Here is a 23,944-nt window from a genome sequence, read left to right on the forward strand (position 1 = left end):
TGCACCGGGGACGGTGTGGGAGAGTAGGACACCGCCGGACAAATATTTGATTGGTAGGGAAGCCATCCACATTGTGGGTGGCTTCCCTGCGTTATAGAGCATTTTATGCCTGAAGCCGTCAGGCACCGGTCCCTCTCGGTCTCGTCCGAGGTACGAGCTCGCAGAGCGCGATACGTTCTCGGTCGGCGCGTCCCGGGGGCTTCGGGGCCTTGCTAGGCTGGAGGTGCCGGGCCACCCCACCACGGGTGGCCTTTGTCGCGTAAGGCGCCTATGCGCGGGCAGCGACAGAGTGAAACGGGCCTGTGCCCCGCGGCCGGATGGACCGTCCCCTCCGCACATGGTCGGCGCAATGAGCGAACGCGGATCACGGTGGACGCGGTGAGCGAGCAACGAAGGATAGAAGTGAACAGAGATAACGGACGTGAGGACTCGGGCCGTCCCGAAGACGGTGGAAACCGCTCGGGCGGGGGTTCTGGAGGGTTCCGCAGCGACCGCCCCGAGGGAAGCAGGGGCGGCCGGCCAGGTGGTGCCGACCGCGCGGGAGCCCGTGGCGAGGGACGTCCCGGCGACGGCCCACGCTATGGCGAGCGGCGTGAGGGCCGATCCGCCGGTCCGTACGGGTCCCGCGATCGTGACTCTCGTGGGGGACGTCCGTTCCAGCGCGACAATCGTGGCGACCGCCCGTTCAACCGTGAGGGCGGCGGTGGTTCGAGCAGCGGCCGTCCGTCCGACCGCGACAACCGCCCGGGTCGCTCATTCAACCGTGACGACCGAGGCGGGTCCGGTTTCAACCGCGACGACCGCGGGGGCTCCGGTTTCAACCGCGATGATCGCGGCGGTTCCGGTTTCAACCGTGACGACCGCGGTGGTTTCGGCGGCGAGCGTTCGTACGGCCGTGGTGACCGCGATCGCGCGCCTGGCGGCCGTGGCGGAGGCTCGTACGCTCCGCGCGGTGGTGACCGTCCCTATCGTGAGGGCGGCCGGCCGGATTCCCGTCCCGGAGAGCGGCGCGAGGGTGGTCCCGCCGGCGGTTCCTCCGGCTGGCGCGACCGCGACGACCGCGGCGGACGCCCCTCGGCGTCGGGCGACCGTGGAGGTCGTCCGTTCCAGCGTGACGATCGCGGGGGTTCCGCCCCGCGCCCCTTCAACCGTGAAGGCCGCGGTGGTCCCGGCGCGCGTCCGTACAACCGTGACGATCGCGGCGAGCGCGAGAGCCGTCCCCCCTACCGTGACGATCGGGCGGGTTCCGGTGACCGATCGTTCGGTCGTGAGGGTCGTGACGATCGCTCTGGTGGGCACCGTCCGTTCAACCGTGACGACCGGCCTGGCGGTGGTCGTCCCTTCACCCGCGACGACCGCGGTGGCTCGGGTGAAGGCCGTCCTGCCGGCCGCGACGATCGGGGCCCGTCCGCCGGCCGCTCGTATGGGTCCGGAGAGCGTCCTCATCGCGAGGGTGGCAGGCCGGACTCCCGCCCCGCCGATCGGCACGAGGGCCGCCCCGCGGGGTCGTCCGGCTGGCGCGACCGCGATGACCGCGGTGGGCGTCCCGTCAGCGACGACCGCGGTGGCCGTTCCTTCAGCCGTGACGACCGCGATGACCGCGGTGCTCGCCCGTTCAACCGTGACGACCGTGGGGGCCGTCCGTTCGGCCGTGACGAGCGCGGCGAGGGCGGCGGCCGTCCGTTCAACCGTGAGGGGGGCGGTGGTCGTCCGTTCAACCGTGATGATCGTGGTGGTCGTCCTCCCTTCAATCGTGACGACCGTGGGGGTCGTCCCTCCTTCAATCGTGATGATCGTGGTGCGTCGGGGCCGCGTCCGTTCAGCCGCGAGGGCCGCGACGATCGTGGAGCCGGCGGACGTCCCCCTTACGGGGAGGGCCGTCCTTCCAGCCGCGACGACCGCGGCGGCCGTCCGTTCAACCGTGAGGGCGGTGGTGGTCGTCCGTTCAATCGTGACGACCGTGGGGGTCGTCCCTCTTTCAGTCGTGATGATCGTGGCGCGTCGGGGCCGCGTCCGTTCAGCCGCGAGGGCCGCGACGATCGGGGCTCTCGTGAGGGCCGTCCGTCCGGCGGCGACCACGGCAGGGCGTTCGGACACCGTGAGAGGGACGGATACGCTTCCCGCGATCAGCGGGACAGCGCCCCGCGCTCCGACAGCGCGGGTTCGCGCGCGCGGTACGGACGTGATCGCGGCTTCGAAGGCGGCGCCGAGCGCGCGCCTCGCGAGGAGCGCGCCCCGATGCCGGAGCTGGCAGCGGACATCACACCCGATGAGCTGGAGAAGGACGTTCGGGACGAGCTGCGCTCACTCCCGAACGACCTCGCGAACATGATCTCCTGCCACCTCGTGGCGGCCGAGCGTGCCCTGGGCGAGGAGGACGCGGCGCTCGCCTACGAGCACGCCAAGGTCGCCCGGCGGTTCGCCGCCCGCATCGGAGTCGTGCGCGAGGCCGTGGGCCTGGCCGCGTACCGGGCGGGGCACTACGCCGAGGCGCTCAGCGACCTTCGTGCCGCGCGCAGGATGACCGGATCGGATGAGTTCCTGCCGATCATGGCCGACTGCGAGCGTGGCCTCGGGCGTCCGGAGCGCGCTCTTGACCTGGTGCGTTCCCGCGAGGCCGAGCGTCTTGACCGGGCGGGCCGCATCGAGCTGGCCATCGTCGAGTCGGGCGCCCGGCGCGATCTCGGGCAGCACGACGCGGCGGTGATCACGCTGCAGCGGGTGCCGGAGCTGCGCAACCAGGAGCCGCACCCGTGGTCGGCCCGTCTGGCCTACGCGTACGCCGACGCTCTCGCGGAAGCGGGGCACGAGGGCGCGGCGACCGAGTGGTTCGAGCGCGCGATGATGTTCGACGAGGGCGGCGAGACCGAAGCGGCCGAGCGCTACGCCGAGCTCACCGGCGCGGTCATCGAGGACCTCGAAGACGAGGACAACGAGGACGTCGCGTTCGACCTGGACGCGGACGACGGCGACGAGGAGCCGGCGGAGACCGAGGCTCGGCAGGGCGGCGCGAGGCTCGCGGCCGACGCCTCCGGCCTGGTCGTCGAGGACTCCGATGACGACTCAGAAGATGACGGTCTGGACCTGATCGACGAGGAGCCCGAGACTCACGGTCCCGCGTCGACCCGCGAGGAGCCGGGCACGCCGGCCGGTGAGAAGCCGGGGGCGATGGAAGCCCCCGCCGATGGAGACCTTCTCGCGAGCCCCGGCGAGGCCCCGGTGGACGTCGCGGACGACTCTCTCGGGCGGTCTGTCATCGACGACGAGCCCGAAGTGGCCTCCGGCGACACCGCCGGGCCCGATCGCGACGCCGCCCAGCCCGAGCGCGGTGCCGCCGAGCCCGAGCTCGAGCGCGGCGCGGATGCGACGGTACGTCCTGTCGGCGGCACGCCTGCCGCGGAGACGGCGAAGCCCGATCTGAAGACCACGCGGCTGGAGGTCGGGATGGCTCCGGCGTTCATCGAGCCGGACTTCGGTGTTTCGGCGGGGGCGGTTCCGGGGGATGTTCTCGACGACGAGGACGCCGACGGCGAGCAGCCGGGCAACCGCAAGGCCTGAAGCGTGAGCTGACGAGGGGTGGTGGGCGCCGCCATATGTGAAGGCGTGCGGCGCCCGCCACCCATCGTTCCCACGCCGGAGCGATCCTATGCGCGCTCGTGCGGATTCGTCCCCCGCAAGGTCGCTCTACCCGCCGTGGGGCTTGGCGTGGTCGAGCCAATGCATGATGCCGGCCACGTTCGACGGGGCACCGCTGAGCATCTCGAAACGCTCGGACGTCTCGTCGTCCTCCGAGGCCAGCGCGGCGTAGCGCTCGCGAGTCCTCTCACGCACCATCGCCACGGCGTGGTCGAGATCCATGCCTTCCGAGTGGGCCTGCCGGGTCAGGTCGACCCACACGCGCAGTTCGTCTGCTGAACGTTCCAGGGTCGTGACGACGTCGGCGACGGGCCCGTAGTGGCTGAACAGCAGTCGCTGGGGCCCGAGCGCGCCGAACAGCGCCACGGAGTCGAGAGCCGTCTGGAGGTCGAAGTCCGGCGGCGGGGTCGCGGGACGCAGATCACCGGTCTCGGGGAGGTACACCCCGGCCGCGTCGCCGACGTAGAGGTCTCCGGTGGCCGAGTCGAGCAGGCCGACGTGGTGCTTGGCATGGCCGGGGGAATAGTGGCTGGAGAGCATGCGGCCGCCCCCGAGGTCGACCGAGCCGGTGTCGCCCAGGGCCCGGATGCGCGCCGCGTCCGTCGGGGTCAGCGATCCGAACAGGGTGTCCAGCTTGTCTCCCCACACCATGCGGGCGCTGGCCATGAGACGGGACGGATCGGCCAGGTGCCGCGCGCCCTTCTCGTGCACCACGATCTCCGCTGACGGGTAGAGGCCGGCGATGTCGCCGACACCGCCGGCGTGGTCGAGATGGATGTGCGTGACCACCACCGTGGCGAGGTCATCGGGTCCGACGCCGAGCGAGGTCAGGGCGTCGCGGACGATCGGGGCCGAAGTGGATGTGCCCGTCTCGACGAGGCAGGGCCGGTCGCCGAGGATCAGGTAGCCCGCGGTGATCCCCGAGTAGCCGGCCATCCGCGTGTCGATCTCGTAGACGTCGCCGCCGAGCGGTGTGACGTTGTCCACAGGCCACTCCCTTGCTCCCTGGGTCCGGACCGGACGCGGACCGTCTCGACCCGAACCGTGCTCGCTGACGAGCGTAAGGCACATGCCCCGATCGGGACGCGGCCCGGCCGTTCCGGCGGTCCTATGTGACCCGGGAGGAGGCCACGAGGCGCCCATCCAACCGTCAGGGTGCCTTGACGTCAAGGCACCCTGACGAGATACTCGGGCCATGACCACTCCCGATGAGCTTGAACGCCGGTTCACGCTGCTGACCGCGGCCGCGCGCTATGACGCGCTGCGTGTTCGTGACGCCCTGGCGTCACCGGTCGATGAGGACGACCCCGCCCTGGCGCCCCCCGACCCCGACGCGACGCCCCTGACACGGGCCGAGGCGCTGGAGCTGCTCGCGTTGGGCGAGGTGATCGGACGGAAGGCTGGCTACGGACGTCAGCTCTCCGTGCGCTCGGCCCGCCAGGCGGGCGCTTCGTGGTCGCAGATCGGCGCCGCCCTGGGAACCAGCAAGCAGGCCGCGTGGGAGGCGCACAGCCGATGGATCGACGAGCAGGCCAAGGAGCACCAGCGCGACGGCCACTGGGGCTGGGCCGAGAACGACATGGCCGCCGCGCGTACGCTCGCCGGAAACCTCGATGAAGGCGCTGACCCTGAAGGTGGCGCCGCTGGCCCTGAAGGTGGCGACTGGTTCCGCTGACGGGCCGCCGGAGGAGGCCCGTTCCGGCGCGTGTTGTCCACAGAACGACGCTCGGATCCATGGGCGCCGGGGCGTCGTCTGAACAATGGTCCCGTTCGGACCTGGGCTGACAGATCGGGAAGGGGATCGACATGCATCGCAACGAGGTGACGCTGGTCGGGCGGTTGTCCAGGGCGCCGAGGGGCAGAGAGCTGCCGAGCGGCGACCTGATGACCATGTGGGGCCTGGCGGTGCGCCGGCCGCCCGACCACGCGAGCGGAAAGAAGGCCGACGGCATCGCCTGCGTCACGTTCGATCCGGAGGTGGGCGCCCGTGTGGCCGAGTGGCGGGTCGACGATGTGGTCAGCGTCGAAGGGTCGCTCCACCAGAGATACTGGGCCGGCTCAGGAGGAGGCGCCAGCACGTACGAGGTGGAGGTCCACCGGGCGACCAGGCTTGAGCCCGGCCCGCTGTCCCTCGCCGCCGGCAAGCCGGTCAGGCAGCCCAGAACGACCAGGAGACAGCCTGAACCCACCTCCATCCAGCCCCCGACCACCATCCAGGGCACCAAGGAGCTCACCCCGCGGAGTGCGCTCCCTTGAACTCGTTCGGGGAACGCGCCGGCTGACGTGATTCGGCGAAACGCGGCGGGTGACGTGGTCGGCGAAACGCGCCGAGTGACGTGGTTCGGGGCACGCGGCGAGTGAGGGTTGGGGGGTCAGCCGGTGGCGAAGGTGCGGAGGAGCAGGCCGGTGCGGGGCTTGGGGCCGAACGACGTGGACTTGCGGGGCACCCGCTCGCCCTCGGCGGCCACGGCGAGCACGTCCTCCACGTTCAGCGGCCGTACGATCACGGCGGTTCCCGACTCGCGGCGGGCCATCTTGACGGCGAGAGCGGGGTCGTGGTGCACGATGAGCACGGACTCCTCGTTGTCCTGGATGCCCCAGACCTTGGGCAGGAGGAATTCCGACAGCATCGAGGTCACGAGCGACTTCCACCGCACCGACCGCGACGCGGGCATCGCGTGCTCCACCTGGACGGGGTCGGGGTCGGTCAGCAGGTGGCTCGGGCCGTTCCCGGCCAGGACGAACGCCGGGCCGACCGCCGAGGCCAGTGCCTCCAGCGCCTCCTCCACGTGGGCGAAGTCGTGTACCTGCCAGGCGCCCTTCGCGCGCGCCGCCGCCTCCTGCAGGGGAAGTCCGGGGATCACCCGGTGGATCGCCTTGAGGTCGGGCGGGTAGGCCGTCGAGTCGACCAGGAGGGCGAGGCCGTAGTCCCAGGGGCCGGGTCCGCGTCCTTCGGAGTGGTATTCCCGCTGGAGGGCGAGGTAGGTGGCGTACCGGTGGTGGCCGTCGGCGATGAGCGCCTGGCGGCCGTAGAGTTCGGCCGCGATCCCGTCGAGCTCGGCTCGGTCGGTGAGCGCCCACAGACGATGGGCGATGCCGTCGTCGGTCAGCACGTCGATCAGAGGGGTCCGGGTCGCGGCCACGTCGCCGATCAGACGGGAGGTGGAGCCGCCGTTGCCCTCGTACAGGAGGAAGATGGGCTCCAGGTTGCTCTCGGTCGTCCGCATGAGCGCGAGGCGGTCGGCGACCGTGCCGGGCATGACGTTCTCATGGGGCAGCACGATGCGCTTGCCGGGGTCGGAGAGGCCAAGGTCTCCGATCAGACCGCGCAGCAGGACACCGGGCCCGCTCTGCTCGTACACGTAAAGCGCGGGGAGGTCGTCGGTGGTCAGGATGCCGGAGGCGAGCCATGACAGCAGCGTCTCGCGGGCCTCGGCGTAGCGGTGCTGGTCGGAGCCGGGAAGGATCAGCCGCACCACGTTGTTGGGGTGAGCGTCCAGGAGATTCTGGACGTCTTCCCGCGAGATGAGGTCGTACGGTGGGGAGGTGACTGCCGCCAGATCGTCGACTGTGAAGCGCACACCGCGGAACGGGCGCAGCACCAGTCCGTCAGGCGACGGCAGTTCAGGAATGGCCATACCGGGCATGGTGCCATAAAGGCCTGAGTCGCTTAGAGACAGCCCCGACGTCGTAGCGCCGCCCGGCTCGTCAGGAAGCCGGGATTGACTTGTCGTCAGAAGGAGGCCTCGATACATGATGCAGGGACCAAGCGGCCAGTCCGAATCCCCCGACTACGAGCGCAGCGCTCCCGCGGGTGACGTCTATGAGTGGTTTCAAAGAGGGGTCAAGCTGCTGAAAGACGGCAGCCCGGCCGCGGCGGCGGCGATTCTCGCGCGGGCCGCCGACGCCGAGCCCGAGTCGCGCAGCATCCGGGAGGCCCTCGCCAGGGCGCAGTTCAACTCGCGCCGTTACGAGGAGGCCGCGGAGAGTTTCCGGTGGATCGTCGCGGCCAATCCGACCGAGGATTATGCCTATTTCGGCCTGGGCATGGCACTGTGGCGTACCGGAGACATGGAGGCGGCGGAAGAGCCCCTGACCATCGCTGTGGCGATGCGTCCAGATCTGCGCGACTATGTCTCCGCACTGAAGCAGGTAAAGGCCACCCTGCGAGCGAGACAGATCTGATCCGCCTTGTACCGTGAGTCGGCAATATTCACTTTTATCGGAAATAGTTGGGTGCATGGAGACCGCACTGATCGACCGTTACGACACCCTGTTGCTTGACCTGGACGGGGTCGTCTACCTCGGGCGCGAGGCGGTGAAGGGCGCCCCCGAGGCGCTCACCCGCGCCCACGACACCGGCGTGCGGCTCGCCTACGTCACCAACAACGCCTCGCGCACCCCTGCCGCGATCGCCGAGCATCTGGTCTCCCTCGGCGTGCCCGCCACGCCGGACGAGGTCGTGACCTCCGCCCAGGCCGCCGCCCGGCTCATCGCCGAGCGGGTGCCGCCCGGTTCCGCGGTCCTCGTGGTCGGGGGCATGGGCCTGCGCTGCGCCGTACGGGCGCAGGGGCTGCGCCCGGTGACGACCGCGGCCGACTCCCCGGCGGCCGTCGTGGAGGGCATCTCGCCCGACCTCTCCTACTCCCTGCTGTGCGAGGGCGCTCTCGCCGTACGACGGGGAGCCTGGTTCGTCGCGGCGAACGGGGACACGACCATGCCGACCGACCGTGGCGTGCTGCCCGGCAACGGGGCCATGACCCGCGTGATCGCGACCGCCACGGGGGTCGAGCCCGTCTCGGCGGGCAAGCCCGAGCCCCCGCTGCACAGGGAGTCGATGCTCCGCACGGGGGCCGAGCGGCCGCTCATCGTGGGGGACCGCCTCGACACCGACGTGGAGGCGGCCACCCGGGCGGGGGTCGACAGCCTGCTCGTGCTCAGCGGGGTGACCGGCCCGCTCGACCTGCTCACCGCGCCGCCCGAGCACCGCCCCACCTACATCGCCGCCGACGTGTCCGCCATCCACGAGCCGCCCGCCCTGGTGGAGGCCGACGGGGACGAGTGGTCGGGGGGCGGATGGACCGCGCGTTGGGAGGAGCGGGGCCTGCGCCTGGCGGGGAGCGGCGACCCTCTGGACGGCCTCCGCGTCGCGTGCGCCGCCGCCTGGGCCCACGCCGGGGACGGGCGTGCGGACGAGGACGGGCTCAAACGGGCGCTGGAGACCCTGAGCCTCTGAGCGCCAGGAGCCGCAGAAAGACAGGCCAGGAACGCCAGGAGCCGCAGAAAGGGGGGCCAGGGAGCGCTGGGAGCCGCCGGGAGCAGAGGGCACAGGGAGCACTGGGTGCCGCCCGGGAGCAGGGCACAGGGAACGCCGGAGGGGGACTCAGAGGAGCTTGCGCAGGCGCAGCAGGTCTCCCAGGCTGGCGTCGATCTTCACGCGTCCCCCGAGCAGCGCCCGCGCCATGTCGAGCTCGCCGTTCACCATCGAGAGCAGGTCGTCGCTGGAGACGCGGATGCGCACCTCGGCGGGGCGCCCGTCGACCGGGGGGACCTCGGTGAACGCCTGGAGACCGCCGTGGTCGATCCGGCCGTAGAACGTCACGTCAAGGTCGGTGATCCGGCAGCTGATGCTCCTTTCCACCACGTGCTTCGAACGGGTCGCCTGATCAAGCTCGCCGAACTGCTCGGCAAGCTTGTCAAGCGCCGTCCGGCACTCGTCGACGGTCGCCATGCGTCGTATCCCTTCTCATCCGCCGAAGCTCCTCTGACCTACGGAAGGTAGCGTTTCACTTGAGTACTACGCGAAATCCGGCGCGCGGGCGCGGCCAGGGAGAGAAGAGCATCGTACGGGTGACAGCTTCGGATACGGTCAGGGTCGACGGCCATCGCGTAGGCGGAGGTCACCTGGCGCGCGATCACACCATCATGGCCGCGATCGAAGCCGTGACCAAGGGCGACACCGCGACTCCGCGGTACAACGGCGGCGGCGCGCCGTCGTGACGACGACGCAGGCGGGTGGAAAGAGCGGATGACGGAGAGCGGCGAGGTGCCCGTGGCGGCTGCCCTGGCCCGGCTGAGCGGCCTCGGAGACCTCCCCGTGCGGGAGCACGTGGCGGCGTTCGAGAAGGTGCTGAGCGGTCTGGAGGCGACCCTGGCCTCGGTGGGCGACACGTCCTCCACCCAAGCGGGTGCGTCCACCGCCCAAGCGGGCGTGCCCGCCGCTCGCGCGGGTGCGTCCACCGCTCAGGCGGTCGCGGCCATCGCCCGAGCGGGCGCGTCCGCCGCTGCGGGGGACGGCCGCCCGTGAGGCACCGGTGGCAAAGGATCTCACGACGCGTCCCGGGGCGGGCGCGTTGAGCCGGCGCGTCCGTCTCGACAGCGAGCTCGTCCGGCGCGGCCTGGCGCGCTCTCGCGAGCAGGCCGCCGACCTCATCACCGGCGGCCGCGTCAGCGTCGGCGGCCGTACGGCGGCCAAGGCGGCCACGCAGGTCGACACGGCCTCGGCCATCGTGGTCGCGGAGGCGGCCGAGGGCCCCGACTATGTCTCGCGGGGCGCCCACAAGCTGCTCGGCGCGATCGAGGCGTTCGGGCCGCGCGGGCTCGGCGTCGAGGGGCGCCGCTGCCTGGACGCGGGCGCCTCGACCGGCGGGTTCACCGACGTGCTGCTCCGCGCCGGCGTGGCCCACGTCCTCGCGGTCGACGTCGGGTACGGCCAGCTCGCCTGGTCGCTGCGCACCGACGAGCGGGTCACCGTCATGGAGCGGGTCAACGTCCGCGATCTCACCCCCGAGATGGTGGGCGATCCGCCCTCCCTGGTCGTCGGCGACCTTTCGTTCATCTCCCTGCGCCTGGTGCTGCCCGCCCTGGCGGCCTGTGCGGCCCCCGAGGCCGACTTCGTGATGCTGGTAAAGCCGCAGTTCGAGGTGGGCAAGGAGCGGGTGGGCGCCGGCGGCGTCGTCCGCGACCCGGCGCTGCGCGCCGGGGCCGTCCGTGACGTCGCGCGTGCGGCGTCCGCGCTCGGCCTGGCGGTGCGCGGGGTCACGGCGAGCCCGTTGCCCGGCCCGTCCGGCAACGTCGAGTACCTCATCTGGCTCGGCAGGGGTCCCGGGCCGGAGCCGGTGGCCGATCTCGACGCCGAGATCGAGCGCGCCGTCGCGGAAGGTCCCCAGTAGTGCGCGGAGTGCCCGCCGGACGAGCGGAGTGACCATGGACAGCGCGAAGCGCACGGTGCTGATCACCGCGCACACCGGTCGCGAGCCCGCGGTCGACAGCGCGCGGCTGGTGATCCAGCGGTTCCTGGAGGCGGGTTTCACGGTCCGGGTCATGGAGCCCGAGGCCGAGGAGATCGGCGTCCCGGGGGTCGACATCGTGCCGCCGGGCTCGGCCGCGGCGGAGGACGCCGAGGTCCTGATCGTGCTGGGCGGCGACGGCACGCTGCTGCGGGCCGCCGAGCTGGCCCGGCCCGCCCGCACCCCCCTGCTCGGGGTCAACCTCGGCCATGTGGGCTTCCTCGCGGAGGCGGAGATGGCCGACCTCGCCGAGGCCGTCGACCGCGTCGTGACCGGCCGGTACACCGTCGAGGAGCGCATGACCATCGACGTGAGGGTCCGGGCCAACGGTGAGACGCTGGCCTCCACCTGGGCCCTGAACGAGGCGAGCGTCGAGAAGCGCGACCGCATGCTGGAGGTCGTCGCCGAGATCGACGGCCGCCCGCTGTCCCGGTGGGGATGCGACGGGGTGATCTGCGCCACCCCGACGGGTTCGACGGCCTACGCCTTCTCCGCGGGCGGCCCGGTGGTCTGGCCCGAGGTGGAGGCGCTGCTGCTGGTGCCCAACAGCGCCCACGCGCTGTTCGCGCGTCCCCTGGTGGTGTCCCCGAGGTCGACGATCGCCGTGGAGCTACTGCCGGGCACTCCGGGCGGAGTGCTGTGGTGCGACGGCCGGCGGCGCTTCGATCTCCCGCCGGGCGTGCGGGTCGAGATGCGGCGCGCCGACCTTCCCGTACGGCTGGCGCGGCTGCACGACGCCGACGCCACCGGAGCCCCCTTCACCGACCGGCTCGTGGCCAAGTTCGACCTTCCCGTCCAGGGGTGGCGCGGGCGCGTCCGCCCCTAGCCAGGAGGCGTGAGCGATCGTGACCGAGGGGCGCGAACGACCCCGTCCGGGGCGTTGACGACCCCGGTCATCGAAAACCTTGGCGATTTCCGCGTAGGATCGACCCGCACGGAGAGGTGACCGAGCCAAGCCCCACACGGTCCGGCGAGGTGTGCCCGATCGGAGGCAGCGCGGCGATACGGCGGGAGGGACCCAGTGCGGCCACGGGTCGATGAGGTCCGGATCAAAGGGCTCGGGGTGATCGATGAGGCTGTTCTGACGCTCTCATCGGGTTTCACCGTCGTCACGGGTGAGACGGGCGCCGGCAAGACGATGGTCGTGACCGGGCTCGGCCTGCTGTTCGGCGGCAGGGCCGATCCCGCGCGCGTCCGTCCGGGCGCCGAGCGCGCCACGGTCGAGGGCACCCTGGTCGTGGAGGCAGGGGGCCGCGTCGCCCAGCAGGTGGAGGACGCCGGCGGCTCCGTGGAGGACGGCGAGCTGATCATCGCCAGGTCCGTCTCCAGCGAGGGCCGCTCGCGCGCGTGGCTGGGCGGCAGGTCCGTCCCGGTCGGCACGCTGACCTACCTCGCCGAGGAACTCGTCGCCGTCCACGGCCAGATGGACCAGCAGAGGCTGCTCCAGCCCGGCCGCCAGCGCGCCGCCCTCGACCGCTACGCCGGTGAGGAGCTGGTCAAGCCCCTGCGCGCCTACACCCAGGCCTACAAACGCCACAAGGAAGTCAGCCAGACGCTCGAAGAGCTCACCACCCGTGCCCGCGAGCGGGCGCAGGAGGCCGACCACCTCCGCTTCGGCCTTGAGGAGATCGAGAAGGCCGATCCGAGGCCCGGCGAGGAGCTGGAGCTCAAGCAGGAGGAGGAGCGCCTCTCCCACGCCGACTCGCTGAAGAACGCCGCCGTCGACGCCCACACCGCCCTGCTCGGCGACCCCATGGGAAGCGTCCAGGGCGCGCAGGACGCCGTGTCGCTGCTCGGGATGGCGCGGTCGGCCGTCGAGGCGGTCCGCTCGTACGACACGACGCTGTCCGCCATCGGCGACCGGCTCGCCGAGGCCGGATACCTGGTGTCCGACGTGGCCACCGAGCTCGCCGCCTACTCCGAGTCCGTCGACGCCGACCCCGCCAGGCTGGCCGCCGTGCAGGAGCGCCGCGCGGTGGTGAACGGCCTCATCAGGAAGTACGGCGTGGACACCACGGCCGTGCTGGCCTGGGCCAGGGAGGCGGCCTCCCGGGTGGCCGAGCTGGAGGGCGACGACGACCGTGTCGCCGAGCTGACGCGCGAACACGAGGAGCTGCTCACGCGGCTCACCGAGCTCGCGGCCGAGGTGACCGGCATCCGCACGGTCGCCGCCGATCGTTTCGGCGAGGCCGTCACCGCCGAGCTGACCGCGCTGGCCATGCCCCACGCCCAGGTGGTCGTGGTGCTCACCCCGAGCGGCCAGTTCGGTCCCGACGGCGCCGACGAGATCGAGCTGCGCTTGATGTCCCATCCGGGGGCACCGGCGCTGCCGCTCAACAAGGGCGCCTCCGGAGGCGAGCTCAGCCGGGTCATGCTGGCCATCGAGGTCGTCTTCGCCGGGGCCGACCCGGTGCCCACCTTCGTGTTCGACGAGGTGGACGCGGGCGTGGGCGGCAAGGCGGCGGTGGAGATCGGGCGGCGCCTCGCCCGCCTGGCCCGTACGGCCCAGGTGATCGTCGTGACCCACCTGCCGCAGGTCGCGGCCTTCGCCGACCAGCACCTGGTCGTGGAGAAGGCCGGCGACGGGCGCGTGGTCCGCAGCGGTGTCACCGCGCTCGACCGCGAGGCCCGCGCGAGGGAGCTGTCGCGCATGCTGGCCGGTCTCGAAGATTCCGAGCTCGGCCGCGCGCACGCCGAGGAGCTGCTGTCGATCGCCGCGGCGGACAAGGCGGCGAGCTGAGCAAGAGTCGCCCCTGTTCAGGGGGCATGCGGGGAGACGTACGGGGGCCGCGAGGGCCCGTGGTCGCGCGCCGGGCGCTCGTGACCCGGCGACAGTGACAAAACTGACACGCCATGATGCGGGCACATCTTGGTCGCACGCTCTGGCAGGATGGTTCGTGATGAAGGTGCCGACCTTTAAGGTTCAGGGCCTCCGCCGCAGGAAGGTTTCAGACCTTCCCGGGGTGACGGCAGTGGCGAGGATCGATCGGCGGACCAAGAGGCTGACCAAGCGCCTCCGGCCCGGGGAAATCGCGATCATCGATCATGTCGACGTCGACCGGGTGAGCGCGGAGGCGCTTGTCGCGTGCGGTGTTTCGGTCGTGGTGAACATCGCGGCCAGCATCAGCGGGCGTTACCCGAACCTCGGCCCGCAGATCCTGGTCAACGCCGGGGTGACGCTCGTCGACAACTCCACCCCCGAGGTGTTCGACCGCGTACGCGACGGTGACGTGGTGCGCGTCCACGACGGTGAGATCTACCTCGACGACGAGCTCGTCGGCAAGGGCGAGGCGGTCACGGCCGAGACCATCGAGGCCGCGATGACCGAGGCGCGGGCGGGCCTGTCGATCCAGATCGAAGACTTCGCCATGAACACCATGGAGTACATCCGCCGCGAGCGCGACCTGCTCATCGACGGAGTGGGGGTGCCCGACATCCGCACCACGATGGAGGGCAAGCACGTCCTCGTCGTCGTGCGCGGCTACCACTACAAGGAGGACATCGCCACCCTCCGCTCCTACATCAGGGAGTACCGCCCGGTCCTGATCGGCGTCGACGGCGGCGCCGACGCCCTGATGGAGGCGGGCTACCTGCCCGATCTCATCGTGGGCGACTTCGACTCGGTCTCCGAGCGCGCGCTCTGCTGCGGCGCCGAGCTGGTCGTGCACGCCTACCGCGACGGGCGGGCGCCGGGGCTTGAGCGCGTGCGGCAGCTCGGCCAGGAGGCCGTGGTCTTCCCCGCGACAGGCACCAGCGAGGACATCGCGATCCTGCTCGCCGACGACAAGGGCGCGAGCCTGATCGTCGCGGTCGGCACGCACGGCACGCTGGTGGAGTTCCTCGACAAGGGCCGGTCGGGCATGGCGAGCACCTTCCTGACCCGGCTGCGGGTCGGCGGCAAGCTCGTGGAGGCCAAGGGCGTGAGCAGGCTCTACCGCAGCCGCATCTCCGTCGGCTCCCTGCTGCTGCTCGTGGCCACCGCACTTTTCACCGTGGGCGTGGTCCTGTGGTTCTCGCCGATGGGCAAGGTCTGGCTGAACGGACTTCGGGACGCCTGGAACGGTTTCATCTTCTGGTTGGTCGGGCTCTTCTCGTGATCGATTTCCGCTATCACCTCGTCTCCATCGTCGCGATCTTCCTCGCGCTGGCCGTCGGCATCGTGCTCGGCAGCACTGTACTGAACGCCCCGCTGGTCGCGTCCACCGAGAAGGTCACCGCGCAGCTGCGCGCCAACAACAACGACCTGCACTCGCAGCTGAACGACCTGCAGACGCGCGGCGAGGCCGGCGACACCTTCGTCGCCGACCGGCTCCCGCAGCTCGTGCAGGGGGCACTGACCGGCGAGCGCGTCGTGATCGTGGAGGCCCCCGGAGCCGACTCCAAGCTCCGCGAGCCGCTCCAGCGGGTGCTCACGGAGGCCGGGGCCACGGTGAGCGGGCGGGTCACGATCACCGAGAAGTTCCTCAACGCCGACCAGGCGGGGGCGATCGACCAGCTCGCGACCACGGCCAAGCCCACCGCCCTGGCCTTCGCCCCCGACGCCACCCCGTACCAGAAGGCCGCGGCGGTGCTCGCGAGCGCCATCGTGACCGCCGACAAGGCGCAGGCCGACAAGGAGGACCTCTCGGCCGCCGGGGTGCTCGACTCCTTCGAGAGCGGCGGCCTGGTGACCCTCGACGGCGACCCCGGCAAGCGCGCGACGCTCGCCGTCATGGTGGCTCCCAGCGCGCCCTACGAGGGGGAGACGGCCGAGACGCAGACCTCCGCCGTCGTCTCGCTCGCCGCGGGGCTGGACGACGCCGGGGAGGGCACCGTCGTCGCCGGGGCGGTCCCGACCGCGACCGCCGCGGGCGTGATCGCCGCGGTGCGCGCCGACAGCGACGCGGCGGCGAAGGTCTCCACGGTCGACAACATCAATATGGCCTTCGGCCGGGCCGTGCTGGTCTACTCTCTGCGGGAGCAGGTGGGCGGGGACAGCGGACAGTACGGCCTCGGCTCCGACGCCACGGCCGCGGAGCCGTCCCCCTCGCCCACGCCCACCCCCACGGGGGCCGCGGGCGGCTGACCTGCCCCTGACGACCACGCTCCCCGGCCTCGCGCCGGGTGCTCCTGACGAAAAGGGATCTGCTGTGGCCCATCGATCCTGGCTCGGCGCCCTGGCGGGCGCGGCCCTCGGCGCCGTCGCGGCCCGCGCGGCCTACACCGCGTTCACCCGGCGTCCGCCGATCGGCGACGAGAAGACCTGGACGCGCACCAACCATCGCGGCGAGCCGATCACCCTGCTCGAAGGCCCCGCCTTCGTGGCCGGCGCCGGAGTCGCCGCCGCCCTCGCTCCGGGCCTGCCCGCGCGGGCACGCGCCGCGGCCGTGCTCGCGTGCGCGGGCAGCGGGGCGCTCGGCGCGTACGACGACCTGCGCGGGGCCACCTCCTCCAAGGGGTTCAAGGGCCACCTGACCGCGCTGGCGCGTGGCGAGGTGACCAGCGGCGCGGTGAAGATCCTCGGCATCGGCGCGGCGGGCCTGCTGGCCGCCGCGCTCCTGCCCCGCCACCCGGGGGACTCCGGGCGGGGGCCGGCCGCCAGGGCCGTGGACACCCTGCTCAACGGCGCGCTGATCGCCGGCAGCGCCAACCTGGCGAACCTCTTCGACCTGCGTCCCGGTCGCGCCATCAAGGTCGGCCTGCTGACCGGCGCGCCCCTGCTCGCGGCGTCGCTGGCCAAGGGCGCCCCGGCGGGCGCCGCGCTGACCGCCGTGCCGATCGGCGCGGGGGTCGCCCTGCTGTCCCACGATCTGGGCGAGCGGGCGATGCTCGGCGACGCCGGGGCCAACGCGCTCGGCGCGCTGCTCGGGGTCGCCGCGGTCGCGGGGCTCCGGCGCCCGTCCCGCCTGGTCGTGCTCGGAACGGTGGCGGGGCTCACCGCCGCGTCCGAGAAGGTGAGCTTCACCAAGGTCATCGCCGGCAACCCGGCGCTCCACCGCCTCGACATGCTGGGCCGCCGCCCCGCATGACGGAACGGGCATGATCAGACGGGTGGGCCAGGGCGTCGCCGCGGCGGCGGTCCTGATCGGTGTCATCACGATCCTGGCGCGGGTCGTCGGTTTCGCCAAGCAACTGGTGCTCGCCCGCACTGTCGGCACGAACTGCCTGGCCACGGCCTACTTCACGGCCAACCAGGTGCCGAACATCGTCTTCGAGGTCGTCGTGGGCGGCGCGCTGGCCGGCATGGTCGTCCCCGTGCTGGCCGGGGCGGCGTCCCGTTCCCTGGCCCCGGACGCCGTGCGCGTGAGGGCCGGGGAGAAGGCGGGCCCCGCGCCGGCGGGCACCGGTGAGCCCGACCGGGCCCGGGACGAGGTCGGGTGGGTCACCTCGGCCCTGCTGACCTGGGTGCTAGTGCTGCTCGTGCCGCTCAGCGTCGTGGTCGCGCTCGCCGCCCATCCGGTGATCGAACTGTTCGCCGGTGAGGTGAAGGGGTGCGCGACCGGGGACCTCACGGCCGTGGCCACCCGGATGCTGGTCGTCTTCGCGCCGCAGATCCCGCTGTACGGCCTGGCGGTGGTGCTCTACGGAGTGCTCCAGGCGCATCGGAGGTTCACCGGCCCGGCCGTGGCGCCGCTGGTGTCCAGCCTGGTGGTGATCTTCGCCTACCTCGCCTTCGTGCCGCTCAGCGAGGGTGTCAAGGCCCCGCTGTCCGCCGTGCCGCGCCCCGCGGAGCTCGCCCTGTCGGTGGGCACGACGCTGGGCGTCCTCGCGCTGGTGGCCGCCGTCATCGGGCCCTCCTCCCGGCTCGGGCTCCGGCTGAGGCCCATCCTGCGCTTCCCCGAGGGCGTCGCCGTGCGGGTGCGGCGCCTCGCCCTGGCGGGGCTGAGCGCCCTGGTCGCCCAGCAGGCGGCCATGGCCCTGGTGGTCTGGCTCGCCAACCGCGAGGTCGGCGCCGGAGGGCTGGCGGGCTACAGCTACGCGTGGGCGATCTACCAGGTGCCCTACGCCGTGCTCGCGGTGCCCATCGCGACGAGCGTGTTCCCCGCGCTCTCCGCGCGCGCCGAACGGGGGGACCGCGACGGCTTCGCGGCCCTTTCCGCGCAGACCACCCGGGCCGTGGTGCTGGTCTCGGGCCTCGCCGCGGGCGCGCTCGCGGCCGTCGCCGCGCCGGTGGCGGCGGTGTTCGTCGACGGCATGGCAAGCGACGTCTCCGCGGACCAGTTCGCGAGGTCCATCGCGCTCTTCGCCCCCGGGCTGGTCGGGTACGGGCTGACCGCCCACCTGAGCCGGGTGCTGTACGCCGCAGGGAAGGGCAGGGCGGCCGCGGCCGGCATGGTGACCGGCTGGCTGGTGGTCATGGCGGCGCAGACCGCCTTCGTCCTGGCGTTCCCCGCATCCTGGAAGCTCGGCGGCCTCGCCCTCGGCAGCGCGGCCGGCATGACCGCGGGAGGCGCGCTGCTGCTGGCGGCGGTCGCCCGCACACGGGGCTCCAAGGCGCTCGCGGGGGTCGTACGCGCGTCGCTCGCCGCCCTGCTGGGAGGCGGGGCGGGGTTCCTCGCGGGCCTTTCGATCACCTCGCGCCTGAGCTTCCACGGACCGGTCGCCAACGTGGGCGTGGCCGCGCTGGCCGGCCTCGCGGCCGTGACGGTGTCCCTGGCCGTCGCGCTCGTGATAGACAGGCGCGATCTGGCCTCGGTGCTCTCCCGGGCACGGAGGACGGGCACGGGCGGCACGGGGGCCGGGGAGACGGGGCGGGTAGCCGGCGACCGGCGGGAAGGGACCGATGGCGATGGCTGAGGCGGGGCGGCGCGTGGTCCTGGTGCTCGGCACCAGCGCGGGCGGGGTGGGGCGGCACGTGCGGATGCTCGCCGGGGGGCTGGCCCGCGAGGGAAACCAGGTCGTCGTGGCGGGTCCCGCGAGCACGGATGAGGCTTTCGGCTTCTCCGGGGCCGCCCGTTTCCTGGAGGTGCCCATCTCCGACCGGCCACGCCCTCTGAGTGACCTCGGCGCGGTGAGGCGGCTGAGGCGGGCGACGTCCGGGGCGGACGTCGTCCACGCCCACGGGTTGCGTGCCGGAGCGCTGGCCGCGCTCGCCCTCGCGGGACGCCGTACGGGCCTGGTGGTCACCCTGCACAACGCCCTTACCGCTAAAGGAGTAATCGGCGCGATATATGGGCTTTTGGAGCGCATTGTTGCGAAAAAAGCTGATCAGGTGTTGGTCGTCGCGCCTGATCTGGGGGAGCGGATGCGCGCCCGTGGCGCGCGGAGCGTCGCGGACGCCGTCGTCCCGGCGCCACCCCTGCGTCCGCCCCGGAGGACGGCCGCCGAGGTCCGTGGCGAGTTGGAGGCGGGAGACCGTCCGATCTTGCTCACGATCGCCCGGCTGGCCCAGCAGAAGGGCCTGGAGACGCTGCTGGACGCCGCCGGCGGCCCGTACGCCGTGGCCGCCCCGCTGTTCGTGGTCGCGGGGGAGGGGCCGCTGCGTGGCGGGCTCCAGGCGCGCATCGACGCGGAGGGGCTGCCCGTCCGGCTGCTGGGCGATCGCGCCGACGTGGCCGACCTGCTCCAGGCGGCCGGCGCCCTGCTCGTGCCGAGCCGGTGGGAGGGGCAGCCGCTGAGCGTGCAGGAGGCGCTCCGGGCGGGCACACCGATCGTCGCGACGGCCGTCGGGGGCATCCCCGGCATGGTGGGCGACGCCGCCCTGCTGGTGCCGCCGGGGGACGCGGAGGCCCTGAGGCGGGAGGTCGCGAGGCTGCTCGCCGACCCCGGCCTGGCCGGACGCCTGGCCGCCGCCGCGGCGGCGCGCCCGCTGCCGGACGAGGAGGCCGCGCTCCGCGCCGTCCGCGAGGCCTACGGAGCGCTCCCGGGCGCCGGGCGCTGAAGGCGGCCCCAGGCCTGGTCACGGCCGTGATCGCGCGGTTCGCCGCCGGTTCGACAGCGCTTCTAGGGCGGGGCGCGGGCGCCTCCAGGGCGTGTGACCTGCTGGGCGGCCGCGCGGGCCGGCAAAACCCCGGTGTCGTTCAAAGGCTGATTAGGTAAGGCTTATGTGCTCGCCTATACTCCTCCTCTGAGGGGGGGAGTATCCCTTCGCGACAGCCTCGTCATCACGGTACGTCCCTTACGGCGTGCCCGGGGCTGCCGGTCCGAGCCTCTTGGCGCGGGCGGGAGAGACCTCCGGCACTTTGACGCGGGCCGGAGGTTTGTCTTGGACGTATCCGTGTGGGCTTGGGCGGCGGTCATCGGCGGGTTGCTGGTGGTTCTCGCCGTGGACCTGTGGATTGTCGACAGGGGTGAGCCCCGTGAGTTCTCGATGCGCCAGGCCGGATTCTGGGTCGCCTTCTACGTCGGGCTGGCGGTGCTGTTCGGCATCGGGCTGTTCGCCGTCGAGGGCATGGACAAGGCCGGTGAGTTCTTCGCCGGTTATCTCACTGAATACAGTTTGAGTGTCGACAACCTGTTCGTCTTCTACATCATCATGGGCCGGTTCGCGGTTCCCAAGATCTACCAGCACAAGGTCCTTCTCGTCGGCGTGCTGATGGCCCTGGTGATGCGTGGTGTCTTCATCCTCGTCGGCGCCGCCGCGCTGGAGCGTTTCGGCTGGTTGTTCTACGTGTTCGGCGCCTTCCTCATCTACACCGGCATCAACATGGTGCGCGGGCACGACGAGGAGGAGTTCAAGGAGAACCTGCTGCTGCGGTGGGTCCGCCGGATCTTCCCGACCACCGACGGCTTCGTGGGTTCCAAGATCACCGCGCGGGTGGGCGGGCGCCGAATGGTGACCCCCATGCTGATCGTGATGATCGCCATCGGCACCACCGACCTGCTGTTCGCCCTCGACTCGATCCCGGCCATCTTCGGTCTCACCAAGGACGCCTTCATCGTGTTCACCGCCAACGCGTTCGCCCTGATGGGGCTGCGTCAGCTGTACTTCCTGCTTGGCGGTCTGCTGCAGCGGTTGGTCTACATCAGCTACGGTCTGTCGTTCATTTTGGGCTTCATCGGGGTTAAGCTCATCCTGGAGGCCTTGCACACCAGTGGCGTCTCCTGGGCGCCGGAGGTGCCGATCTGGGTCTCCCTCTCGGTCATCGGCGTCACGATGGTGGTCACCACCGTGGCCAGCCTGATCAAGGCCAGGCGTGACAAGAAGGCCGGCGAAGCCACCGCCCCGGCGAAGGTGTCCCAGGGGTAGTGAATTGGTGCTTGAAGCGATTTGCTTGTCTCGTATCGCTATGTAACGGCGACGAGATGGGTAACATTCGGCGACAAGTCACAATCCGGTCTCTGGCCGCAAACATTACAAAAGGTTCCCCGTGTCCAACGATTCGCCAAGCCACAGTCGCCGCCGCGTACGGCTGGCACGTGGCGTTTCCCCCTGGCTGGCTCCCACGGTCGCCGCCGCCGTCATCTCGGCGGCGCTGGCCCGGCGGTCCCGCCCGTGGGTGCTCGCGGCGGCTCCGCTGACCGCGCTCACAGGCGCCATGCTGTGGTTCTTCCGCGACCCCGACCGCGCCCCCGGCACCGGACTGGTGCTGAGCCCGGCCGACGGGGTGGTCCAGAGCATCGACCCCCAGCCGGACGGGCGTACGCGCGTCGCGATCTTCATGAGCCCGCTGAACGTCCACGTGAACCGCGCCCCGCTCGACGGCACGGTCACCTCTGCGCGGCATGTGGCAGGCGGGTTCAAGCCCGCGTTCAACAAGGACAGCGACCAGAACGAGCGGGTCGTCTGGCACTTCGACACGGCACTGGGCGACATCGAGCTCGTGCAGATCGCCGGAGCCGTGGCGCGCCGCATCGTGCCCTACCTCGGCGCGGGTGCCAAGGTCTCACGAGGCGAGCGGATCGGGCTCATCCGCTTCGGCTCGCGGGTGGACATCTACCTTCCAGAAGGGATCGCCCCAGCGGTGACCGTTGGGCAGCGGACGACGGCAGGAGTGACTCGCATTGACCACGGCTGACGCAGGCTGGTCCATGGAGGGCGTGGACGAGGACGAGGAGCCTCGGGGGCCCGTCGGGAAGGCGTTCCGCCTGTCGGCCGCCGACTCGCTCTCCCTGGGCAACGCGATGTGCGGCTTCCTGGCCGTGTGCGTTCTGGCGTGGTCGGCGATCGCCCAGCTCCAGCAGTCGCGCGAGTTCCATCCCGACCCCCGGTACTTCGCCACCGCCGTGGTGCTGCTGCTGATCGGCGCCACCTGCGACCTGTTCGACGGGCTGGTGGCCAGGAAGTTCAGGGCCTCGGCCATGGGCGCCGAGCTCGACAACCTCGCCGACGTGATCAGCTTCGGCTTCGCCCCCGCCTTCATGGTGGTGGCCTGGGCGGGCTTCTCCCAGAAGCTCCCGCTGTGGCTGGTGCTCTGCGCCGCCGTGTCCGTCCTCGGCGCGGGCGTCGTACGGCTGGCGCGCTTCGCCTGCGTGAAGACCAAGAGCGGCGACTTCATGGGCCTGCCCATCCCCATGGGCGCCATGACCGTGGTGTCGATCGTGCTGCTGTTCGAGCCGTCGTACTTCACGGTGGTCGGGATCTTCGCGGTGGCCTGGCTCATGGTCAGCCGCATCGAGTACCCCAAGCCCAAGGGCAACCTGGCGGCGGTCGTACTGGCCTGGATCATGGTCAACGTCGCCTGCCTCACCATCTGGGCGGCCGACCTGACGGGCGGCGACCTGCTCATCCAGATCGGCGCCTCCATGCAGATCGCGCTGGTGTCGGCGATCCCGCTGCGCGTGCTGATGTTCAAGCGCGAGCAGCGCAAGGAGCGCAGGGAGACCGAGTCCGTCGTCCGGTGACCCTGGCGATGGCCTGCCGAACGGCCCGGTCCCTTTGGGGGCCGGGCCGTTCGCGCGTCCTCGCCTGTCTGCCGGCTCGCGCGGCTACCAGCCGCGGGCGCGCCATTCGGGCAGGGAGGGGCGCTCTGCTCCGAGGGTGGTGTCCTTGCCGTGGCCGGGGTACACCCAGGTCTCGTCGGGGAGCCGGTCGAAGATCCGCTCAGCCACGTCGGTGTACAGCTGCTCGAACCGGGCGGGGTCGCGCTGGGTGTTGCCGACCCCACCGGGGAACAGCGAGTCGCCGGTGAACAGGTGGGAGTCCTGGTAGAGCAGGGCGATCGAACCGGGGGTGTGTCCGCGCAGGTGGATCACGTCGAGCGTGACCACTCCCACGGTGACCTTGTCGCCGTGCTCGACCGGCTGGGTGACCGGCACCGGCAGGGCCGGCGCGTCCAGCGGGTGGGCGACGGTCTCGGCCCCGGTGGCCTTCGCCACCTCCGCCAGGGCCATCCAGTGGTCCTGGTGCTGGTGGGTCGTGATGATCTTGCTGATGGGCCCGTCGCCGATCAGGTCGAGCAGCCTGCCGGCGTCGGCGGCCGCGTCGATCAGCACGCCGTCGCCGGTCTCACGGCATCGAAGCAGGTAGGCGTTGTTGCCGAAGTCGCCCACCTCGATCTTGCTGATCGTGAGTTCGGGCAACTCGCGCACGTCGGCGGGACCGTCAGCGGTCACGTCGCCGGTGTAGGTCATGGGTACTCCTCAGGTGGTGACGCCGGGAGGCCGGGCGGTGCGGGCATCGTGAGCCACGGCGGCGCCGCCGGCGGCTTCTCCGCCAGCCTAAGCCCCGCCTCCGTCCCGCCGCCCGCGCCGTCCGTCTTCCCGCCGCCCGCGCCCAGGTCGACGTGGTGGATCTCGACGACCCGGATCCGGCGTACGAGCACGTGCCAGGCGCGTGCTGCTCCGCGATCGGCCTCCGGCTCCTTCTGCGATCTCGGCCTCCCGGGCGCAGGGCGTTGGGTACTGTGGGGTGTACACACCTGTCCTGGCCCAGGTCAGGAAGTTGATGTGGCCGTCCGCGTTACGCGCGACGTGGGTGAGCACGTGGCCGCGGGCCCAGCCCGCAAGCAAGGAGGGGCCATGACCTCCGCGCCGGCCCTCGCCCACCGGCACGCCGCCGGTGGTCTCGGGGGCACGCCCGGCCCCTCGCCGGAGCGGAAGCCGGAGCGGGAGAAAACTGTCGGACCCCGTCGTTAGAGTGGCGGCGACTAGTCAGAGGT

General features: G+C 71.8%; 24 protein-coding genes. 18 read left to right on the top strand and 6 right to left on the bottom strand.

Going from position 1 to position 23,944, the window contains the following annotated elements:
- Nucleotides 1-753: 753 nt before the first annotated feature.
- The gene (locus tag ACGFIV_RS30760) at nucleotides 754-2,097 is read right to left on the bottom strand and encodes a hypothetical protein (RefSeq protein WP_358561583.1); all 1,344 of its coding nucleotides are present in this window, start codon (nucleotides 2,095-2,097) and stop codon (nucleotides 754-756) included.
- A gap of 141 nt (nucleotides 2,098-2,238) precedes the next feature.
- Between ACGFIV_RS30760 and ACGFIV_RS30765 the strand changes: the two genes are divergently transcribed.
- On the top strand, nucleotides 2,239-3,558 hold the full coding sequence (locus ACGFIV_RS30765; RefSeq protein ID WP_358561580.1) for a hypothetical protein: 1,320 nt from the start codon (nucleotides 2,239-2,241) through the stop codon (nucleotides 3,556-3,558).
- Between the two features lie 126 nt (nucleotides 3,559-3,684).
- On the opposite strand, the gene ACGFIV_RS30770 is transcribed toward ACGFIV_RS30765, so the two are convergent.
- Nucleotides 3,685-4,623, bottom strand: a complete 939-nt coding sequence (locus ACGFIV_RS30770; protein ID WP_358561578.1) for an MBL fold metallo-hydrolase — start codon at nucleotides 4,621-4,623, stop codon at nucleotides 3,685-3,687.
- A gap of 208 nt (nucleotides 4,624-4,831) precedes the next feature.
- Between ACGFIV_RS30770 and ACGFIV_RS30775 the strand changes: the two genes are divergently transcribed.
- Complete coding sequence (locus ACGFIV_RS30775; protein WP_392838381.1) at nucleotides 4,832-5,311, top strand: hypothetical protein; 480 nt, start codon at nucleotides 4,832-4,834, stop codon at nucleotides 5,309-5,311.
- A 131-nt stretch (nucleotides 5,312-5,442) separates the two neighbouring features.
- Nucleotides 5,443-5,892 (top strand): single-stranded DNA-binding protein, encoded by a 450-nt coding sequence (locus ACGFIV_RS30780; protein WP_392838382.1) that lies wholly within the window; start codon nucleotides 5,443-5,445, stop codon nucleotides 5,890-5,892.
- Between the two features lie 116 nt (nucleotides 5,893-6,008).
- Here the strand turns inward: ACGFIV_RS30780 and ACGFIV_RS30785 are convergent, their stop codons facing one another.
- Nucleotides 6,009-7,274, bottom strand: a complete 1,266-nt coding sequence (locus ACGFIV_RS30785) for a DUF1015 domain-containing protein (RefSeq protein WP_358561724.1) — start codon at nucleotides 7,272-7,274, stop codon at nucleotides 6,009-6,011.
- Between the two features lie 115 nt (nucleotides 7,275-7,389).
- On the opposite strand from ACGFIV_RS30785, the gene ACGFIV_RS30790 reads away from it, so the two are divergent.
- A complete protein-coding gene (locus ACGFIV_RS30790) occupies nucleotides 7,390-7,821 on the top strand; it encodes a tetratricopeptide repeat protein (RefSeq protein WP_358561726.1) in 432 nt (143 codons plus the stop codon).
- 55 nt (nucleotides 7,822-7,876) lie between these two features.
- A complete protein-coding gene (locus ACGFIV_RS30795) occupies nucleotides 7,877-8,872 on the top strand; it encodes an HAD-IIA family hydrolase (RefSeq protein WP_358561729.1) in 996 nt (331 codons plus the stop codon).
- A 147-nt stretch (nucleotides 8,873-9,019) separates the two neighbouring features.
- Here the strand turns inward: ACGFIV_RS30795 and ACGFIV_RS30800 are convergent, their stop codons facing one another.
- Nucleotides 9,020-9,367 (bottom strand): SCP2 sterol-binding domain-containing protein, encoded by a 348-nt coding sequence (locus ACGFIV_RS30800; protein WP_358561732.1) that lies wholly within the window; start codon nucleotides 9,365-9,367, stop codon nucleotides 9,020-9,022.
- A 119-nt stretch (nucleotides 9,368-9,486) separates the two neighbouring features.
- Here ACGFIV_RS30800 and ACGFIV_RS30805 point away from each other — a divergent pair, with 119 nt between their 5' ends.
- The 13 genes from ACGFIV_RS30805 (at nucleotide 9,487) to pssA (ending at nucleotide 22,688) form a co-directional block, all read left to right on the top strand.
- A complete protein-coding gene (locus ACGFIV_RS30805; protein ID WP_392838383.1) occupies nucleotides 9,487-9,636 on the top strand; it encodes a hypothetical protein in 150 nt (49 codons plus the stop codon).
- 28 nt (nucleotides 9,637-9,664) lie between these two features.
- Nucleotides 9,665-9,943 (top strand): hypothetical protein, encoded by a 279-nt coding sequence (locus ACGFIV_RS30810; protein ID WP_392838384.1) that lies wholly within the window; start codon nucleotides 9,665-9,667, stop codon nucleotides 9,941-9,943.
- 46 nt (nucleotides 9,944-9,989) lie between these two features.
- Nucleotides 9,990-10,808, top strand: coding sequence for a TlyA family RNA methyltransferase (locus ACGFIV_RS30815; protein WP_358561344.1), 819 nt, complete (start codon nucleotides 9,990-9,992; stop codon nucleotides 10,806-10,808).
- Nucleotides 10,809-10,842: 34 nt separating this feature from the next.
- Complete coding sequence (locus ACGFIV_RS30820; RefSeq protein WP_358561337.1) at nucleotides 10,843-11,751, top strand: NAD kinase; 909 nt, start codon at nucleotides 10,843-10,845, stop codon at nucleotides 11,749-11,751.
- Between the two features lie 195 nt (nucleotides 11,752-11,946).
- On the top strand, nucleotides 11,947-13,665 hold the full coding sequence (gene recN / locus ACGFIV_RS30825; RefSeq protein ID WP_358561334.1) for a DNA repair protein RecN: 1,719 nt from the start codon (nucleotides 11,947-11,949) through the stop codon (nucleotides 13,663-13,665).
- Nucleotides 13,666-13,825: 160 nt separating this feature from the next.
- Entirely contained in the window at nucleotides 13,826-15,022 is a 1,197-nt protein-coding gene (gene steA, locus ACGFIV_RS30830) for a putative cytokinetic ring protein SteA (protein WP_358561331.1), read from the top strand.
- On the top strand, nucleotides 15,019-15,990 hold the full coding sequence (locus tag ACGFIV_RS30835; RefSeq protein WP_392838385.1) for a copper transporter: 972 nt from the start codon (nucleotides 15,019-15,021) through the stop codon (nucleotides 15,988-15,990). Before steA ends, ACGFIV_RS30835 begins: the two co-directional genes overlap by 4 nt.
- A 64-nt stretch (nucleotides 15,991-16,054) precedes the next feature.
- A complete protein-coding gene (locus tag ACGFIV_RS30840; RefSeq protein ID WP_392838386.1) occupies nucleotides 16,055-16,933 on the top strand; it encodes a hypothetical protein in 879 nt (292 codons plus the stop codon).
- A 10-nt stretch (nucleotides 16,934-16,943) separates the two neighbouring features.
- Nucleotides 16,944-18,701, top strand: a complete 1,758-nt coding sequence (gene murJ / locus ACGFIV_RS30845) for a murein biosynthesis integral membrane protein MurJ (RefSeq protein ID WP_392838387.1) — start codon at nucleotides 16,944-16,946, stop codon at nucleotides 18,699-18,701.
- Complete coding sequence (locus tag ACGFIV_RS30850; RefSeq protein ID WP_358558978.1) at nucleotides 18,688-19,785, top strand: glycosyltransferase family 4 protein; 1,098 nt, start codon at nucleotides 18,688-18,690, stop codon at nucleotides 19,783-19,785. Before murJ ends, ACGFIV_RS30850 begins: the two co-directional genes overlap by 14 nt.
- 324 nt (nucleotides 19,786-20,109) lie before the next feature.
- A complete protein-coding gene (locus ACGFIV_RS30855) occupies nucleotides 20,110-21,093 on the top strand; it encodes a TerC family protein (RefSeq protein ID WP_358558976.1) in 984 nt (327 codons plus the stop codon).
- Nucleotides 21,094-21,214: 121 nt separating this feature from the next.
- Entirely contained in the window at nucleotides 21,215-21,862 is a 648-nt protein-coding gene (locus ACGFIV_RS30860; RefSeq protein ID WP_358558974.1) for a phosphatidylserine decarboxylase, read from the top strand.
- Entirely contained in the window at nucleotides 21,849-22,688 is an 840-nt protein-coding gene (gene pssA, locus ACGFIV_RS30865) for a CDP-diacylglycerol--serine O-phosphatidyltransferase (RefSeq protein WP_358558972.1), read from the top strand. The genes ACGFIV_RS30860 and pssA overlap by 14 nt, the downstream gene beginning before the upstream one ends.
- A gap of 84 nt (nucleotides 22,689-22,772) precedes the next feature.
- Here the strand turns inward: pssA and ACGFIV_RS30870 are convergent, their stop codons facing one another.
- Together ACGFIV_RS30870 and ACGFIV_RS30875 are read right to left on the bottom strand one after the other, a co-directional pair.
- Nucleotides 22,773-23,417 (bottom strand): MBL fold metallo-hydrolase, encoded by a 645-nt coding sequence (locus ACGFIV_RS30870; RefSeq protein WP_392838388.1) that lies wholly within the window; start codon nucleotides 23,415-23,417, stop codon nucleotides 22,773-22,775.
- Between the two features lie 87 nt (nucleotides 23,418-23,504).
- Complete coding sequence (locus tag ACGFIV_RS30875) at nucleotides 23,505-23,837, bottom strand: maleylpyruvate isomerase N-terminal domain-containing protein (RefSeq protein WP_392838389.1); 333 nt, start codon at nucleotides 23,835-23,837, stop codon at nucleotides 23,505-23,507.
- Between the last annotated feature and the right edge of the window lie 107 nt (nucleotides 23,838-23,944).

It is taken from the genome of Sphaerisporangium sp. NPDC049003 (genome assembly GCF_043197795.1).
Classification (GTDB): Bacteria; Actinomycetota; Actinomycetes; order Streptosporangiales; family Streptosporangiaceae; genus Sphaerisporangium.

Excerpts from the sequence above, each read along its gene's own strand:
- ACGFIV_RS30780 (WP_392838382.1), top strand. The coding sequence starts at position 5,443 with ATGCATCGCAACGAGGTGACGCTGGTCGGGCGGTTGTCCAGGGCGCCG.
- ACGFIV_RS30810 (WP_392838384.1), top strand. The coding sequence starts at position 9,665 with ATGACGGAGAGCGGCGAGGTGCCCGTGGCGGCTGCCCTGGCCCGGCTG.
- ACGFIV_RS30870 (WP_392838388.1), bottom strand. The coding sequence starts at position 23,417 with ATGACCTACACCGGCGACGTGACCGCTGACGGTCCCGCCGACGTGCGC.
- ACGFIV_RS30790 (WP_358561726.1), top strand. The coding sequence starts at position 7,390 with ATGATGCAGGGACCAAGCGGCCAGTCCGAATCCCCCGACTACGAGCGC.
- ACGFIV_RS30795 (WP_358561729.1), top strand. The coding sequence starts at position 7,877 with ATGGAGACCGCACTGATCGACCGTTACGACACCCTGTTGCTTGACCTG.
- steA (WP_358561331.1), top strand. The coding sequence starts at position 13,826 with ATGAAGGTGCCGACCTTTAAGGTTCAGGGCCTCCGCCGCAGGAAGGTT.
- murJ (WP_392838387.1), top strand. The coding sequence starts at position 16,944 with ATGATCAGACGGGTGGGCCAGGGCGTCGCCGCGGCGGCGGTCCTGATC.
- ACGFIV_RS30775 (WP_392838381.1), top strand. The coding sequence starts at position 4,832 with ATGACCACTCCCGATGAGCTTGAACGCCGGTTCACGCTGCTGACCGCG.
- ACGFIV_RS30765 (WP_358561580.1), top strand. The coding sequence starts at position 2,239 with ATGCCGGAGCTGGCAGCGGACATCACACCCGATGAGCTGGAGAAGGAC.
- ACGFIV_RS30785 (WP_358561724.1), bottom strand. The coding sequence starts at position 7,274 with ATGGCCATTCCTGAACTGCCGTCGCCTGACGGACTGGTGCTGCGCCCG.
- ACGFIV_RS30850 (WP_358558978.1), top strand. The coding sequence starts at position 18,688 with ATGGCGATGGCTGAGGCGGGGCGGCGCGTGGTCCTGGTGCTCGGCACC.
- ACGFIV_RS30800 (WP_358561732.1), bottom strand. The coding sequence starts at position 9,367 with ATGGCGACCGTCGACGAGTGCCGGACGGCGCTTGACAAGCTTGCCGAG.
- ACGFIV_RS30820 (WP_358561337.1), top strand. The coding sequence starts at position 10,843 with ATGGACAGCGCGAAGCGCACGGTGCTGATCACCGCGCACACCGGTCGC.